Source organism: Gemmatimonadota bacterium, assembly GCA_016714015.1.
Lineage (GTDB): Bacteria > Gemmatimonadota > Gemmatimonadetes > Gemmatimonadales > Gemmatimonadaceae > Pseudogemmatithrix.
Genome location: JADJNZ010000010.1, coordinates 142,970 through 158,729, shown reverse-complemented (window position 1 = coordinate 158,729; position 15,760 = coordinate 142,970). Strand labels below are relative to the sequence as shown.

At 70.8% G+C, this 15,760-nt stretch carries 12 protein-coding genes; 3 read left to right on the top strand and 9 right to left on the bottom strand.

The genetic code is table 11. From position 1 onward, the window contains the following. Nucleotides 1–47: 47 nt before the first annotated feature. From IPJ78_18095 to IPJ78_18085, 3 genes are read right to left on the bottom strand one after another with little or no spacing between them, the layout of a single operon-like run. A complete protein-coding gene (locus IPJ78_18095; protein ID MBK7908455.1) occupies nucleotides 48–758 on the bottom strand; it encodes a ZIP family metal transporter in 711 nt (236 codons plus the stop codon). A gap of 58 nt (nucleotides 759–816) precedes the next feature. Continuing rightward, the gene (locus IPJ78_18090) at nucleotides 817–1,269 is read right to left on the bottom strand and encodes a 3-dehydroquinate dehydratase (protein MBK7908454.1); all 453 of its coding nucleotides are present in this window, start codon (nucleotides 1,267–1,269) and stop codon (nucleotides 817–819) included. Next, complete coding sequence (locus IPJ78_18085) at nucleotides 1,266–3,686, bottom strand: tetratricopeptide repeat protein (GenBank protein MBK7908453.1); 2,421 nt, start codon at nucleotides 3,684–3,686, stop codon at nucleotides 1,266–1,268. The genes IPJ78_18090 and IPJ78_18085 overlap by 4 nt, the downstream gene beginning before the upstream one ends. Nucleotides 3,687–3,926: 240 nt before the next feature. Between IPJ78_18085 and IPJ78_18080 the strand changes: the two genes are divergently transcribed. Further along, nucleotides 3,927–5,753: a peptidyl-prolyl cis-trans isomerase gene (locus tag IPJ78_18080; protein MBK7908452.1), complete on the top strand. Its 1,827-nt coding sequence runs from the start codon at nucleotides 3,927–3,929 to the stop codon at nucleotides 5,751–5,753. Nucleotides 5,754–5,877: 124 nt separating this feature from the next. Continuing rightward, nucleotides 5,878–6,099 carry a hypothetical protein gene (locus IPJ78_18075; protein MBK7908451.1) on the top strand — a complete coding sequence of 74 codons (222 nt, stop codon included), beginning with the start codon at nucleotides 5,878–5,880 and terminating at the stop codon, nucleotides 6,097–6,099. On the opposite strand, the gene IPJ78_18070 is transcribed toward IPJ78_18075, so the two are convergent. The 6 genes from IPJ78_18070 to hutU all read right to left on the bottom strand — a co-directional run bounded on the left by IPJ78_18070 (nucleotide 6,096) and on the right by hutU (nucleotide 14,137). Beyond that, nucleotides 6,096–6,377 (bottom strand): DUF4321 domain-containing protein, encoded by a 282-nt coding sequence (locus tag IPJ78_18070; GenBank protein MBK7908450.1) that lies wholly within the window; start codon nucleotides 6,375–6,377, stop codon nucleotides 6,096–6,098. The genes IPJ78_18075 and IPJ78_18070 overlap by 4 nt on opposite strands. Beyond that, nucleotides 6,377–7,381, bottom strand: coding sequence for a polyprenyl synthetase family protein (locus IPJ78_18065; protein MBK7908449.1), 1,005 nt, complete (start codon nucleotides 7,379–7,381; stop codon nucleotides 6,377–6,379). Before IPJ78_18065 ends, IPJ78_18070 begins: the two co-directional genes overlap by 1 nt. Beyond that, nucleotides 7,378–10,101, bottom strand: coding sequence for a tetratricopeptide repeat protein (locus IPJ78_18060; protein ID MBK7908448.1), 2,724 nt, complete (start codon nucleotides 10,099–10,101; stop codon nucleotides 7,378–7,380). The genes IPJ78_18065 and IPJ78_18060 overlap by 4 nt, the downstream gene beginning before the upstream one ends. A gap of 63 nt (nucleotides 10,102–10,164) precedes the next feature. After that, nucleotides 10,165–11,421 (bottom strand): imidazolonepropionase, encoded by a 1,257-nt coding sequence (locus IPJ78_18055; protein ID MBK7908447.1) that lies wholly within the window; start codon nucleotides 11,419–11,421, stop codon nucleotides 10,165–10,167. Beyond that, nucleotides 11,418–12,392, bottom strand: coding sequence for a radical SAM protein (locus IPJ78_18050; GenBank protein MBK7908446.1), 975 nt, complete (start codon nucleotides 12,390–12,392; stop codon nucleotides 11,418–11,420). The genes IPJ78_18055 and IPJ78_18050 overlap by 4 nt, the downstream gene beginning before the upstream one ends. A gap of 71 nt (nucleotides 12,393–12,463) precedes the next feature. After that, nucleotides 12,464–14,137, bottom strand: coding sequence for a urocanate hydratase (hutU, locus tag IPJ78_18045; protein MBK7908445.1), 1,674 nt, complete (start codon nucleotides 14,135–14,137; stop codon nucleotides 12,464–12,466). Between the two features lie 85 nt (nucleotides 14,138–14,222). Here hutU and IPJ78_18040 point away from each other — a divergent pair, with 85 nt between their 5' ends. After that, nucleotides 14,223–15,755, top strand: a complete 1,533-nt coding sequence (locus tag IPJ78_18040; GenBank protein MBK7908444.1) for a serine hydrolase — start codon at nucleotides 14,223–14,225, stop codon at nucleotides 15,753–15,755. The last annotated feature ends 5 nt before the right edge of the window (nucleotides 15,756–15,760 follow it).

Below are 15,760 nucleotides of genomic sequence, written 5' to 3'. Positions count from 1 at the left end.
CGCGGTCGGTGCGCCGCGTCCGCGCGAGGGCCCGGAGCGTGCCATCGTCAGTGGCCGATGAGCGCGCGCATCCCGACGGCGATCCCGCACCCGCCGAAGAACGCGACGTTGTGGCCCCACCCCGCCTTGCCCTGGAACTCGGGGATCAGGTTGGAGGCACCCACGTACAGCGTCACGCCCGCGGAGAGGGCGAGCCCCCAGTGCTCGAGCGTCGTGCTGAGATCCGTGAGGACGACGCCGGCGAGGGTGGCGATGCCGAGCGCCGCCGCGGCCCCGAGCGCCGCCGAACGCGTGCGGCCGGCGGCGATCCAGAGCGACGCGATCGCGAGCCCCTCCGGCACCTTGTGGAGCACGATCGCCCCGAAGACGATCACCCCGAGCTCCTGACTCACCCCGAACGCACTCGCGATGGCGACGCCGTCGACGAACGTATGGAGCAACAACCCCGCGAGCGCCGATGCGCTCACGGCGCGACTCACGTGGTGGGTCTCCTCACCGAAGTGGAAGTGCCCCACCAGTGCATGCTGCGTGAGGTGCACCGCCAGGAAGCCGCCCAGGACCACCAGCGCCCCCTGCGCACCCGAGTGCGCGAGGGCCTCGGGGAGCAACCCGGTGACGGCAACGGCCACGAGGAAGCCCGCCGAGAACGCGAGGAAGAGCTCGAGCGTCCGGGGCGCCCAGCGCGGCCGCGCGGTGATCGCGACGGCCCCGACGAGGTTCCCGGCGGCCGCGAGCACGGCGTAGACGAGGGAGGACACGGGGAGGAAGATAGCCGACGCGGCAAGCCGTCAGCGAACGCGCACGAGGGCGCGGGGCCTACCGGGCGCCGGAGGGCGCCCCACCCAGCGCGCGGACGAGCCCGCGCAGCCCGAGCTCATAGCTGTCGGCACCGAACCCCGAGACGATCGCGAGGGCGCCCGGCGCGAGCCAGGAGTGCCGTCGTTCGGGCTCGCGCGCGTGGATGTTCGTGAGGTGCACCTCCACGTACGGCAGCGAGACCCCCACGAGCGCGTCGCGCAGCGCGAGGCTCGTGTGCGTCCATGCGCCCGCGTTCACGAGCGCGCCGGCCACCACGCCACGGCAGTTGTGGATCGCCTCGATCATCCGCCCCTCCTCGTTGAACTGCGAGAAGAGGAGCGTCACCCCCAGCTCGGCGCCGAGCTCCTCGAGACGCGCCTCGATCTCGCCGAGCGTGGTCGTGCCGTAGATCTGCGGCTCGCGGATCCCGAGCAGGTTGAGATTCGGCCCGTTGAGGACCGCGATCCTCACGAGGTCAGCCCCCGCAGCCAGCCCTGGAACTGGTCGAGATCGTCGTCCTCGCCCGGCTCCCCATCCTCCAGCGACGCGTCGTCGGCGCCGAGCTCGGGCGCCGCATCCGGCGCCGGCGCGGGAGCCGGCGTCGCCGCCGAGCCCTCGACCGGTGTCGAGCTCGCGAAGAACTGGTCGAAGCGAAGCTTCTCCGAGGCACGCGGCACGGTGCCGCGCGACGGCGTGGTCGCACTCGAGGAACGTGGCGTCTCCGCCGGCATGGGGGCGGACGGCCCTTCGCCGAACAGTGAATCGAGCGCGCTCCCGCCCGACGGACCCGACGTGGCCCCGACCCCGGCGAGCCGATGCGCGGCCGCCTCGTCCTCGGGCAGGACGCCAGTCCCGAAGAGCTCATCCAGCGGGCTGAGCATGCGCCCCGCCGCCGATGGTGCCGACGTGGGCTCCGCCGGCGGGGCGGCCGTCACCACGGGCGTCGCGATGGGCGTGAGCGAGCGATGCGCGAACCGCGCGAAGAACTCGCGAGCACTCGGACCGGTGGCCACCGAGTCCCGTACGGGCAAGACCGGCGCCGACCCGCGCGAGGGCGTGTCCGGCGTGCTCAGCGAGATCCCGTCGAACGAGGTCGCCTTGAGCATGGAGTTCGCGGGAGCGGGCTCCTCGATCGGCTCGGTCGACAGCGGCGTGTCGAACCCGAGGGTCTGCCGCGCCGGCCTCGGCGCCGACGGCGCTTCGACAGCGGGAAGCTCGGCCGCCACCGGCTCCGCCGGTGGCGCCTCGAGCGCGCGCAGTCGCGCCGCCAGCTCGGCGTCGCCCGGCGTCTGCGCCACGAGCTGCCGATAGACCTCGATCGCCTTCTCGGTGTGTCCCTGCTGCACGTACACCTGCGCCATCGTCTCGGTCACGAAGGTCGCCGGCGTCTCCATGCTCCGCCGCACGGCCTCGAGGTCGATCGGAACGGTCTCGGCCTCCTCGAGGCTGGGCAGGAGCGGCAGGTCGCTGACCGTCGGCGTCGCCAAGGGAGTCGGCGTGCCGAACGGCTCGAGGAGCGGCAGCCCGGCGACGGACGCGCGCGCGTCGGCGCGGGCATCGGAACGCGCGGGGGGCGCTTCCTCGATCGCCTCGGCGGGCTCCGCCGGCGACGCATCGATGTCCTCGAGTCCCGCCGGCCATGCCGGTTCCGGAGCGGCCTCGGCGACGACGGCCTCCTCGGCCGACGAGGTCAACTCGAGTTCCGTCGAGGTGTCCGCGGGCAAGTCCGCGGGCATGTCGGCGGGCGGCGGCCCGAACGGATCGTCGTGCGTGACCTCGAGCCCCATGTCGGGGATCGCCTCGAGACCCATCGGCTCGAACTCGGCCGGCTCGAGGCCCTCGACGGCAACGGACGGACGGTCGGGCGGCCGGAACTCGATCGGATCGAGCCCATCCATCGGCGCGACATCGCCGCCGGTGAACTCGGAGGCCTCGAGCCCCGCGAGCGGCGACACGTCGGCGCTGAACTCCGCCTTCTCGATGCCTTCGACTTCCGGCATCTCCGACAGCGACTCCCCCACCGGCGATGCTTCGATGAACGAGTCGAGCGTGTCGAGCTCCTCCTCGGCCGAGATTCCCAGCTCCGTCGCGGCGAAACCGTACTCGGCCGCCTCGGCGGGGAGGACGGGCTCGGGGGCCGGCGGCGGCGGAGCGGCGTCCGCGGCGGCGCCGATCTCGCCGAAGTCGAAGCTGACGTCGAGCAGCGACGCCCGCTTGACCGGCTTCGGCTGCGCCGAGACCTCGATGGTCTTGGCCGACGGGTCGACCGGCGTCGCGGCGCGCCGCGGGGTCGCCGCGCTGTCGCGGATCGGGGCCGGCGGCACGACCGGGATCGGCAGCGTCGGCGTCGGGGGAGCGGCGGGCGTGGGCGCCACGGGCGACTCGATCGCACCCATCGCCATCGCGTCGGTCGCGGTGGTGACGCGCACCGACCCCGCGACCGAGATGATGTTCGGCGCATGCGAGGCGCTCGCCGGGGCCTGCTCGGCCCCGCCGCCGACCTCGGCGAGCAGGGCGATGACCTCGTCGTTGCGGCGGTCGAACTCGAGGAGCTTCCCGTACCAGGCGCGCGCGGTCTCGGTGTCCCCGCCGAGGCGGGCGATGTCGCCGAGGTGGCGGAGGGCGATCAGGTTCTCGGGGTCGAGCCCCAGGGCGGCCTCGAAGGGCTGGCGGGCTTCGTCAAGGCGGCCGGTCTCGAACAGGCACTGCCCGTAGACGACGAGGCCATTCATGTTGCCGGGCTGCTCGCCGAGGTGCTTCTCGCAGAGCAGGATGGCCCGGTCGACGAATCCGGTCTTGCGGTACTCGTTGGCCAGCGGCGCGAAGAAGCGCCGCGGGTTCTCGTGGTACCGCTTTCGAAGTTCGTCGACGCGATTGGGTGCGGACATGCGGGGGGTCGGATGGGGATCGCGAGGCGCCGCCGCGCTCTGGCGGAAGCTATCACCCTCGCGGAGCGAGCGTCAATCAGAAGTTGGCGTCTCGCTTGATTTTACGTCGTGCGTTCCGGTAGTTTTGGAGGTTCCGTCCAACACGTCGCGAGGGGTTCGGGACCGCAGGCACTGCGGTCGGACTCCCCGCGTCTTCTTCACTACCGTCTGCTCCAGGGGTCGTGGTCCGTGCTGCAATCGATGCGGGGCATCGCCAAGTACATCTGGTTCTTCCTCTTCATCGCCTTCGTGGGCGGTTTCCTGCTGGGTGACGTGTCGGGCCTGCTCGGCCGGTCGCCGGTGACGCCGACGACGGTGGTCGCGAAGGTGAATGGCGATGAGGTGCTCTACCTCACCTGGCAGAACCTCTCCCTCCAGCTCGCGAGCGAGCAGGAACGGCGGAATGGACGCTCGCTCAACCTCGACGAGCGCCAGCAGCTCGAGGAGCAGGCCTTCAACCAGCTCGTTTCGGAGCTGCTCCTCAATCAGGAATACGAGGCGCGGGGCATCCGGGTCACGAAGCAGGAGATCCTCGACGCGGTGCTGAACTCCCCGCCGCCGGAGGTCTACCAGAACCCGAGCTTCCAGACCGACGGGCGCTTCGACCCGGCCAAGTACCAGCGCTTCATCACCTCCCCGATCGCGAAGCAGCAGGGCATCGGGGTGCAGCTCGAGAACTACTATCGGACCGAGATCCCCAAGCAGAAGCTCTTCTCGCAGCTCGTCACGGACGCGTGGGTGAGCGACGACCGCCTCTTCCGGATGTACCGCGACGAGCGGGACTCGGCGAGCGTGCAATACGTCGCGCTCCGCCCGACGCCGGAGCAGGTCACGGCGGCCGAGGTCTCGGACGCCGAGGCGCGCAAGTTCTACGAGCAGTACGATGGACGCTGGGAGCGTCCGGGGCGTGCCGTGATCTCCGTCGTGGCGCTCAGCCGGATCCCCACCGCCGCGGACACCGCCGCGGTGGCGGCCCGCCTCCGTACGCTGCGCGAGGAGATCACCAGCGGGCGGTCGACGTTCGAGGACGTCGCCAAGCGTGAGTCCGAGGACACCGTCTCCGGTCCGCAGGGCGGCGATCTGGGTCGCGGCCCCAAGGGGCGCTTCGTCCCGGACTTCGAGACGGCGGCATTCGCGCTGCGCCCGGGACAGATCTCGGAGCCGGTGAAGACCTCGTTCGGCTGGCACCTGATCCAGGCGACCGAGCGGAAGGGTGACACGCTTGCGCTCCGCCACATCCTGCTCAGCATCCGTCAGGCCGACTCGACCGCGACGGCCACCGACCGCCGGGCAGACGACCTCTCGTCGCTCGCGGGTGGCGCGACGGAGGCCGCCAAGTTCGACTCGGCCGCCAAGACGCTGGGGCTCCTCGTCACGCAGATCCCGGTGCAGCAGGGCCAGGCCGCCCAGTACGCCGGCCGGCAGGTGGGCGGGCTCGCCGGCTGGGCCTTCTCCGGCCTCGCGGTCGGGGAGACGAGCGACCTGATCGATGACGACCAGGGCTACTACCTCGTGCGCCTCGACTCGATCCAGCAGGGTGGCAAGCAGTCGTTCGAGTCCGTCCGGCAGGAGATCCTGAACGTGCTCAAGGAGCGGAAGGCCGTCGAGGGCCTCGTCGCGAAGGGCCAGGCGATCCTCGCTGACGCACGCTCGACGACCCTGGCCGCCGCCGCCGCGAAGGCGGGGCTGAACCCCGAGCTGGCTGGCCCCTTCACCCGCACCGGGTTCGTTCCCGGCCTCGGCTACTTCAATGAGGCCGTCGGTGCCGCCTTCGGGATCCCGGTCGGCTCGGTGGGCATGGCCCGGACGGACGAGTCCGTCGTCGTGCTGACGGTCACCGCGCGCACCGAGGCGTCACGCGAGAGCTTCGAGGCGCAGAAGGCGCAGCAGCGCGACCGCGTGGTGCAGGCGTTCCGCGAGCAGAAGGTGCGCACCTTCCTCGAGAACCTGCGTCGCGAGGCGAAGGTCGTGGACCGCCGCAAGGAGATCAACGCGAGCCTCCGTCGCCAGACGGTCGCCGGCACCTGATCGCGACCGCCGGTCCGGTGCGTACACGAGAAGGGGGCCCGGCGAGACGCCGGGCCCCCTTCTGCCTTCTGCCTTCTGCCTGCTTCTACAGCAACCGCTTCGGCTCCTTCGCCGGCGAGTCGTCGTGCTGGACGACCTCGCGCGTGCCGGCAGGCGGCAGCGCCTCGCGCTCGGCCGGCGCGCGATCTCGCGCTGCACGTCGTTCATGTTCTTCTTGAATTCCTTGATGCCTTTGCCGAACGAGCCGGCGATCTCGGGGATGCGCTTCGCTCCGAAGAGCAGCAGCACCACGACGAGCAGGATGATCATCTCGGTGGGACCCATGCCGAACATACTGCCTCCTTAGAACAGCGAACGCGCGATGAGATAGGCGGCGAGGACCCCGACGAGGCTCAGCAACGAGACGTCGAGCGCGATGGGCCCCACAGCGAACTTGATGATGATCAGGTCAACGGGCAAGGCGCCGATGGACGGGGTGACCCCCGTCGTCAGGAACTCCTTCACCGCCCCGGCCGGCAGGAACATGCGGCCGAACTGCGTCATGAACCCACCCAGGATGAAGCCGATGGAGAGGACGATCGCGTGGAATCCCGGCCGGTGCTTGGCCGAACCATGCGTCGCCATCAGGACCGCCGATCCATGACATACCCCAATGCATCGAAAAGGGACTGGCGGACGTCCGAGGCGGGCAGGCCACCGAGGGCCTCCTCGGCCTCCTGCGCGAACTGCTCGCCCTTCTGGCGGGCGAACTCGAGCCCGCCGGACTCCGTCACGATGCCGACGACCTCGGCGATGGCGGCGTCACTCGGGGTGGGGTCGGCGAAGAGCTTCTCGACCCGCTCACGCTGCGCGCGCGACATCAGCGGCAACGCGGCGATGAGCGGCAGCGTGACCTTGTGCTCCTTGAGGTCATTGCCGCTCGGCTTCCCCGTGACCGCCTCCTGCTCGGTGTAGTCGAGCAGGTCATCGGCGACCTGGAAGGCCATGCCCAGCCGCTCGCCGAAGCGCCGCATCTCCGCGCGGAACCGTGGGGCGCCGGCGAGGGCGCCCATCTCGCAGGCCGCGCCGACGAGCGAAGCCGTCTTGGCCCGGATGAGCGTGTAGTAGTCGGACTCGGTGAAGCTGAGCGCGTCGAACGAGGCGAGCTGGCGCAGCTCGCCGAGCGTCATCTCGTTGGAGGCCTGCGTGAAGACGCGCAGGGGCTCCATGTCCCCGAGGCGGACGAGCTCGGCGATCGCCTTGGAGAAGAGGAAGTCGCCCATGAGGACGGCGACCTGGTGGCTGAAGAGCGCGTTGATCGTGGGCTGTCCGCGCCGCAGGACCGAATGATCCACCGAGTCGTCGTGCACGACGCTGGTGAGGTGCACGAGCTCGGCGACGGCGGCCAGCGCGACCGCCCGCTCCTCGGGGGCGTCGTCGACCGCCGAGGCGAGGAGGAGCAGCGTCGGACGGAAGAGCTTGCCGCGCATGCCGCGCAGGTGCGCGTTCGCCGCTTCGACGATCGCGACGTCGGCCTGCACGATGCGCCACATCTCCTCGGGCACGCGATCGAGGCGGTCGCGGATCGGCGCCTGGATCTCGCGCAGGGCCGCGGCCACCGGGACGTGCAGGCGGGCGTCGAGGGTCACGAGAGCTTCTTCTCCACGGCGTTCAAGCGATCGCCGATGTCACGGAACTGGATGTCCACCGCGAAGACGCGCTGGTAGTGCTTCTTCGCGTCGGGGAACAGGTGCAGTTCCTCGCTGATGGTGCCAAGCAGGTACAGGACGCCGATGAGCGCGTCATCGCCGATGCCCGGCTCGGCGAGGGCGCGTTGCAGGATCGTCGCCGCCACGGGGAGCTGCCCCTTCTCGACGAAGCACTGACCGAGCGCCTCGATGGCGCGCACGCGGTTGTTCGCGCCGCGCAGCGACTTCTGGAACTCGGAGATCGCCTCGTCGAGCAGACCCATTTCCTTGTACGCGACGCCGAGGTCGTAGTGCGCCTCGTGATCCTCCTCGTCGACGTTGTCGGAGACGCCCTGCTTGAACTTGCGCAGCATGTCGGCGAAATCGGCCTGCTCGTCGCCGGTCGGCTCCTTCTCCTCCACGACCATGCGCGTGGACTTGGGCTCGTCGTCCTCGCGCAGCCAATCGCCGAGGGAGACGAAGTCGCCCTCGTCCTTCTTCGCGGCGGGCGCCGCCTTCGCGGCGGGCTTCTCGGGCGCCGCCGGGGCGGCCGGCTTCTTCATCGCGGTGGTCGAGCGGCGCGGCGGAGGTGCCGCGGCGGCCGGCTCTTCCTTGATGGTCTCGAGCGCGGCCTGCGCCCGCAGGTCGTCTGGCGCGATCTCGAGGACGCGCTGGTAGACGACGCGCGCCTTCGGGCCCTGGCCGTCCTTCAGCAACGCATCCGCGAGCTCGACGTAGGCTTCGGCCAACCGCATGCGGTCGTTGGCACGGAAGGCGAACTCGACGCGCTTCTGGTGGTACTTGATCACGCCCGGAGCGAGGCGGACGATCTCCTCCGCCACCGAGGCCGCGGTATCGAGGTCGCCCGTCGCCTCGAAGCCCGCGAGCGTCGCCTCGAGCTCGGCCACGCCGGCCTCGCGCTGCCCATCGTCGAGCAGGGCCTCGGCGTACTGGCGCCGCAGCGGCCAATCGTCGGGGGCGGACTCCACGCGCGCGTGCAGCAGCTCGACCGAGTTCGCGAGGACGGTCGAGGTCGCACGGGTCGGCGGGGCGACGACGAGCTCCTCCTCGGGCGCCATCGGCGGGAGGAGCGATTCCGGTGCGGACTCGATGAGCGACGGCTGCGACTCGACGTAGTTCGCATCCAGCGGGAGCGCATGCACGCCCTCGCTCGACTCGATCTCGAGCAGGTCGAATCCCGGCGTCGGCGACGCCTCTTCGGCGACCCCGAAGGAGCCGAAATCGGTCAGCGCAGGTGCCGGGACCTCGACGATCGGCTCCGGCTCGAGCATCGGGAGTTCGACGACGGGCGTCGAGACCGGCGTGGGCGGCACCTCTCGCCCTGCATCGGTGATCTCGAGGAGTGGGATCTCCGCCGAGGCGGCCTCGGCGATCTCGACCATCTCGACCGTCTCGACCGTCTCGACCGTGTCCGCGACATCGATCGTCTCGATCATCTCGACGACCTCGATCGACCCCGTCTTCTGCACGGTCTCGATCGGCTCGATCGTGCTCTCGTCGACCGCCGGGGCCGCGCCCTGCCCCATGTCGAGCATCGGGAGGTCGGCCGGCGGCTCATCGAGCGCGGTGGCGACGAGACCGGAGATCGATCCGCGCGGCGCGGGCGGGACCGCCCCGCTGAACGACGTCGGCTCGATGAGCAGGTCCGACGGCGCTGCGATCGGCGACTCGGGCGGCGCGGAGAGCGAGGCCGTGGTCTCGATCCTGAGCGACGGCGGCACATCAGTCTCGACCGACCCGGCGACGGACGTCGGTTCGATGACGATCGCGTTCGAGGGCGGCGTCACCGTGGGCGTCGCGACGGGCGTCACGGCCGCGGGGACGACGGCCGGTGTTGCGGCAGCGGGCTTCACCGCGGGCTTTGCTGACGGCGCCTCCATGCCCGTGTCGAGCAGGTCGAGCCCGGCGATGGCCTTGGTGACGCGCTTGATGTCAGCGGGCGCAGTGCGGATCGAGGCCCGCGTGGGCCCCGGCGCCGGATCGAGATCGAGGAAGACGAGGCCGCCCCCCTTCGACGCGCCGCCGCCCTCCTCGGACCGCGGTTCGACCGAGGGATCGATCGCCTTCATGCGCTCCACGATGCCGTCCGCATCCGCGGTGCGGCCGAGCCGCACGCACTGTGCGTACGCGACCTGCAGTTGCTCGATGGCTTCCGGCTTGCGATCCGCCTTCACGAGCTGATCGGCGAGCATGAGCCGGACGTCGTCCTGATCGGGCACGAGGTCGGCGAACTCCTTCAACGCGCGGAAGGCCTCATCGAGATTGCCGCTCTTCTGCATGCGGCTCGCGTACTCGAGGAAGTTCTGGCGCGCGTCCGCCTTGAACCCCTTCTCCGCGGAGATCTTGCCGAGCTTGTAGTACACCACCGTGCGCCCGGGCGACTGCCGCAGGATCTTGTTGCACAGGGCGATGGCCGGATTGTAGAAGCCGCCTTCCGCGTAGTGATCGACGGCGCGCTCCCAGATGGCGACAGCCTCGGGGAGGTTGCCGGCCTTCTGCAGGAGGTCGCCCACGCGGTTGTAGAGCGGGATGTCGATCGGGTCTTCTTCCCCGCTCTCATAGACTTCGATCATCTCGCGATACGTCGCGAGGGCCTTCTCCATCTGCTTCTTGGCCTCGAAGTCGGCCGCTTTCTTCTTGAGCTTGAGGATGTCGGCCATCCGGGAAAGTTACCCGCCGAACCCGTGGCGTGACAAGCGTTTGGGTACCGGGGGGCCGGGGCCTCAGGCCCCGTGCGCCGGCCGCCCCCCGACCCAGGTCCGCCGGCAGCGCTGGTCGCCGTACCAATAGGGGATCTCGCGGTGGTCGCGGACGTCGAAGAGGGCCAGGTCCGCCTGGAATCCCGGCGCGATCTGCCCGACCTCGCCGGCGAGCCCGAGGGCGGCGGCTCCGTTCACGGTGGCCGCGACGAACGCTTCCGCGACGCTCAGGCGCAGCTGGCTCACGCCGAGCGTGAGGACGAGGGGGAAGTTGACGGTCGGGCTCGTCCCCGGGTTGAAGTCCGAGGCCAAGGCGACCGCGACCCCCGCGTTGACGAGCGCACGGGCGGGCGCCTGCTTCGGGCGCCCCAGGAAGAGCATCGTGCCGGGCAGGAGCGTTGCGACCGTGCCGGACGCGGCCAGCGCGGCGATGCCGAGGTCGGAGATCGCGGCGAGGTGGTCGGCGGACGTGGCGCCGAGTTCGGCGGCGAGTTCGGCGGCGGCGCCGTTCTCGAGCTCGTCGGCGTGGAGCTTGAGCCCCATCCCTGCCCTGCGCGCGGCGGTCAGGATGCGGCGCGTCTCGTCGACCGTGTACACGCCTGGCTCGCAGAACACATCGCAGAAGCGGGCGAGCCCCTCCTTCGCCACGGCGGGGATCATCTCCTCCGTGACGAGCGCGATGTACTGCCCGCGGTCCCGCGGCGCCTCGCGATAGTCGAGCGGGACCTCATGGGCGCCGAGGAAGGTCGGCACGAGGCGCAGCGGCACCTCGGCGGCGAGTCTCCGGATGACGCGGAGCGTGGCGAGTTCGGACTCGAGGGAGAGTCCGTATCCGGATTTCACCTCGAGGGTGGTGGTCCCGTGGGCGGCGATGCGCCGGAGGCGCGTCGCGGCGAGGGAGGCGAGGTCCGCCTCGCTGCGCGTGCGGAGGTCCCGGACCGAGGAGTGGATCCCGCCGCCCCGCTTCGCGATCTCGAGGTACCCGACGCCGGCGGCGCGCATCTCCTGCTCCTCGTAGCGGGCGCGCCCGAAGATCGCGTGCGTGTGCGAGTCGACGAAGCCGGGAGTGAGGACGCCCTGCGCGCAGTCGATCACCGCCGCCGTGGGATGGGCCGCGCGCAGCTCGGCGTCCGGCGCGACCGCGAGGACCCGCCCGTCATCGCCGACCGCGACGCCGACGGCCGGTCGCACCGCGGCATCGCCCTGCTCCGCGCCGCGGCGCGCGCGCGCGGGGCCGGCGCAGGTGACGACTTCGGCGGCATTCACGAAGAGCTGGGTCATGGCGACGCGAGCAGGTCGAGGAAGCGATCGGCGCGCAGCGGGGCCTGCGCCTCGCCGCGGCAGGCATAGTAGCACTTGTCGCAGGCGATGGGGGCGTAGCCCGCGTACTCGGTCCAATGCCCATCGACCGGGAAGTCGGGGCAGCGGCGGATGCCGCCGTACGGGTCGATGTGCACCGTGTCCTGTCCCGAGAGGCAGGGTTCCTTCATCTCGCCGCGCGCGTACCGCGGGATCTGCTCCAGGTAGTGATCGGAGTTCGAGATGATGCCGCGGCGCTCGCGCTTGAAGGCGAGCAGCTCCCGCACGAGCGCCTCGAGGCGCGCCTGGTGCTCCGGGCGGAGGAGGTGCGCCGGATTGCCGTTCTTGAAGTCGGTGTACACCGAGAGGTTCACGCCGACGCGCATCGCGGCCGCATGCTGCACGAGCGGCATCACGTCATCGAGATTGTCGTCCTTGATGACGGTGTTGAAGCGCACGGTCATCCCCGCGGCGCGGATGCGCTCGGCGTTGGCGAGGATGCGCGCGGTGAGTCCGGGGATGCCGCGCGCACGGTCGTGCCGCTCGTCGAGGTAGTCGAGCGACACGGAGAACTGGCCGATCCCCGCATCCCAGAGCGAGCGCGCGCGCTCGGGGGTGAGCATCGCGCCGTGCGTGATGAGGGTCATCCACTTGTAGGCGATCGCGCGGTCGACGCCGTCGACGATCTCCTCGAGGTCCTTCCGCAGCAGCGGTTCGCCGCCGCTGAAGGTGACGATCATCGGGTCGAACGCCTTGGCGGCGTCGACGAACGATGCCAGCTCCTTCGCCTTCATCTCCGGCGACGTCTTCCAGTAGTCGCAGAAGGCACAGCTGGCATTGCAGCGCATGGTGACCTCGAACGTCACCAGGACCGGCCGCTTCCGCAGGCGGAGCCGGACGTACTTGGCGCTGAACGGCAGCAGGTGCCAGGGGCGGAACTTGGCGCTCAGCATCTCGCGATGAAGGCTGAAGGATGGAGGATGAAGGTGACCGACGATGCGCGGCGACTTTCAGCCTTCCTCCTTCAGCCTTCAGCCTCCATCAGCGACGGCAGCGTGATCCCCTGCTCCCGAGCCGTCGCCCGCGCGATCTCGTACCCGGCATCCGCATGCCGCGCGACGCCGATGCCGGGGTCGTTGGTCAGCACGCGCTGGAGACGCTCTCGCATCTCCGGCGTGCCGTCGGCGACGATCACCTGCCCCGCGTGCAGCGAGTTGCCGATGCCGACGCCGCCGCCGTGATGGAAGCTCACCCAGCTCGCCCCGCTCGCGACGTTGAGCATGGCGTTGAGGATGGCCCAGTCGGCGACGGCGTCGGACCCGTCCTTCATCGCCTCGGTCTCGCGGAAGGGGGACGCGACCGAGCCGGTGTCGAGGTGGTCGCGCCCGATCACGATGGGGGCCTTGAGCTCGCCCGTCGCCACGAGGTCATTGAGCGCGACGCCGAAGCGGGCCCGGGCACCCTGCCCCAGCCAGCAGATGCGCGCCGGGAGGCCCTGGAAGTGGATCCGCTCGCGCGCCATGGTGATCCAGCGCTTGAGATGCGCGTCGTCGGGGAACATCTCGAGGACGAGCTCGTCGGTGCGCGCGATGTCGGCCGGGTCGCCGGAGAGGGCGGCCCAGCGGAACGGGCCCTTGCCCTCGCAGAAGAGCGGACGCACGTACTCGGGGACGAAGCCGGGGATCCGGAACGCATCGGTGACGCCGGCATCGAGCGCGACGGTGCGGATGTTGTTGCCGTAGTCGAACGCGACCGCGCCGTGGTCCTGCATCGCGCGCATCGCGCGCACGTGGGCGACCACGCTCGCGGTGGCACGCGCCACGTACGCGGAGGGGTCGCTCGCGCGGAGGGCCAGCGCCTCCGCGAGCGACATCCCGTGCGGCACGTAGCCGTTGAGCATGTCATGCGCCGAGGTCTGGTCGGTGACGACATCGGGGATGATGCCCTCGGCGACCATGCGCGGGAGGACCTCGGCCGCGTTCCCGACCAGGCCGACCGAAAGGCCGCGCTTGGACGCCTGCGCCTCGCGGATCCACCGCATCGCCTCCTCGAGGTCGGACGTCATGCGGTCGCAGTATCCGGTCTCGAGGCGCTTCCGGATGCGCGTGGGATCGACATCGACCCCGAGGATCGCGGCATCGTTCATCGTCGCGGCGAGCGGCTGCGCGCCGCCCATGCCGCCGAGGCCGGCGGTGAGGACGAAGCGTCCCGCGAGCGTGCCGCCGAAGTGCTGCCGCGCGACCGCGCCGAAGGTCTCGTAGGTGCCCTGGACGATGCCCTGCGAGCCGATGTAGATCCACGAGCCGGCGGTCATCTGGCCGTACATCATCAGCCCCTTCCGTTCGAGCTCGCGGAAGTGCTCCCAGGTGGCGAACCGGCCGACGAGATTGCTGTTGGCGATGAGCACGCGCGGCGCGTGCGAGTGCGTCCGGAAGACGGCGACGGGCTTGCCGCTCTGGACGAGCAGCGTCTCGTCATGCTCGAGGTCGCGCAGCGAGCGCACGATGGCATCGAAGGCCGGCCAGTCGCGTGCCGCCTTCCCGGTACCGCCGTAGACGACGAGGTCCCCGGGGCGCTCGGCGACGTCGGGGTCGAGGTTGTTCATCAGCATGCGGAGGGCGGCTTCCTGCTGCCATCCCTTGCAGGAGATGGCGGTGCCGCGGGGGGCGCGGATGACTCTCGTCTCGGGGCTCGGCATCGTCGTCGGGAACGGGTTCGGCCTCCAATCTAGCCACCGGGGACCGAGGGAGTACCTTTGCCGCGACCTCCAGCCCGAGCCCCGCATGCGCGCGCGCCGTCCCGTCGTCCTCGTCCGCACCCTGCTCGCCACCCTCGCCACCCTCGCCTCGGCCGCCCGCGCGCAAGGGCGCGCGGAGGCGGACCTCGACGCCTACATCGCCAAGGGGATGCAGGAGTGGCACATCCCGGGACTCTCCATCGCGATCGTGAAGGACGACCGCGTGGTGTACGCCAAGGGATTCGGCGTCCGACGGCTCGGTGCCCCCGACCGCGTCGATGCGCGCACGATGTTCGGCATGATGTCGACGACCAAGGCGATGACCGCGCTCGCCGTCGCGATGCTCGTGGACTCGGGCAAGGTGGCGTGGGACGATCCGGTCACGAAGCACCTGCCCTGGTTCCAGTTGAAGGATCCCTACGTCACGCGCGAACTGCGGGTGCGCGACCTGCTGCTCCACAACAGCGGGCTCGGGAACGCCGACCTGCTGTGGGTGCGCGGGGACCTCTCCACTCGCGAGATCCTCGAGCGCGTGCGCGGCCTCGACCTCTCGTACTCGATGCGCTCGTCGTTCATCTACCAGAACGTCATGTATCAGGTCGCCGGCGAAGTGGTCGCGGCGGCGAGCGGGATGTCGTGGGAGCGCTTCATCACGACGCGCATCATGCGGCCGCTCGGCATGACGCGCTCCGAGCCCACGCTCGCGGCCGTGCTGTCCGCACGCCACGACAACGTGTCGGCCGCGCATTTCGAGATCGACGGCGCGGTGCGCGCGATCGAGGAGTCCCCGGTGGACCCGGTCCCCGCCGCCGGGTCGGCGTGGTCGACCGCGGAGGACGCCGGGCGATGGGTGCGGTTCCTCCTCGACTCGGGCCGGGTCGACGGGCGCCGCCTCGTCTCCGAGGCGGGCTTCCGCGAGTTGATGCGCCCGCAGGCATTCGTTCCGGCGGCCGAGTTCTACCCGACGGCCCGCCTGACGCGGCCCCACTGGATGACCTACGGGCTCGGCTGGTTCCAGCAGGACTATCGCGGACGGTTCGTCGCGATGCACACCGGCTCGATCGACGGCCGCACCGCGATCGTCGGCCTCATGCCGGATGAACGGCTGGGGGTGTACATCTTCGGCAACGTGGACCACGCCGAGTTCCGGCATGCCCTGATGTGGCGCGTGTTCGATGCGTATCTCGGGGGCCCGACGCGCGACTGGAGCACCGAGTTGCTCGCGCTCTACGGCGCGCAGCGCAGCGCCGGGATGCGGGCGGCGGCCGCGCGGGACTCCGCGCGCGTGCCGAACACGCAGCCGAGCCGCCCAGTGGCGGAGTACGCCGGGCGGTACCTGCACCCGGTGTACGGGGACCTCGTCGTCGCGCTCGACGCCGGCGCGCTGACCGCCCGGTTCGGTCCGGCGCCGGAGAACCGCGGCCGGCTCGAGCACTTCCATCACGACACCTTCCGCGCGAAGCTCGGGGACGGGCGTGGTGGGTGGACCTACTTCACGTTCCGGCTCGGGGCGGACGGGAAGGTCGCCGCGGTGCGGTTCGAGGACGACGCCGCGCTCGAGTTCGAGCGGAGCCGGTAGGGGCG

Bases quoted from the DNA above. Each gene is read 5' to 3' on its own strand.
- IPJ78_18085 (MBK7908453.1), bottom strand. From the start codon at position 3,686: ATGTCCGCACCCAATCGCGTCGACGAACTTCGAAAGCGGTACCACGAG.
- IPJ78_18050 (MBK7908446.1), bottom strand. From the start codon at position 12,392: ATGCTGAGCGCCAAGTTCCGCCCCTGGCACCTGCTGCCGTTCAGCGCC.
- IPJ78_18055 (MBK7908447.1), bottom strand. From the start codon at position 11,421: ATGACCCAGCTCTTCGTGAATGCCGCCGAAGTCGTCACCTGCGCCGGC.
- IPJ78_18070 (MBK7908450.1), bottom strand. From the start codon at position 6,377: ATGGCGACGCATGGTTCGGCCAAGCACCGGCCGGGATTCCACGCGATC.
- IPJ78_18040 (MBK7908444.1), top strand. From the start codon at position 14,223: ATGCGCGCGCGCCGTCCCGTCGTCCTCGTCCGCACCCTGCTCGCCACC.
- IPJ78_18060 (MBK7908448.1), bottom strand. From the start codon at position 10,101: ATGGCCGACATCCTCAAGCTCAAGAAGAAAGCGGCCGACTTCGAGGCC.
- hutU (MBK7908445.1), bottom strand. From the start codon at position 14,137: ATGCCGAGCCCCGAGACGAGAGTCATCCGCGCCCCCCGCGGCACCGCC.
- IPJ78_18080 (MBK7908452.1), top strand. From the start codon at position 3,927: ATGCGGGGCATCGCCAAGTACATCTGGTTCTTCCTCTTCATCGCCTTC.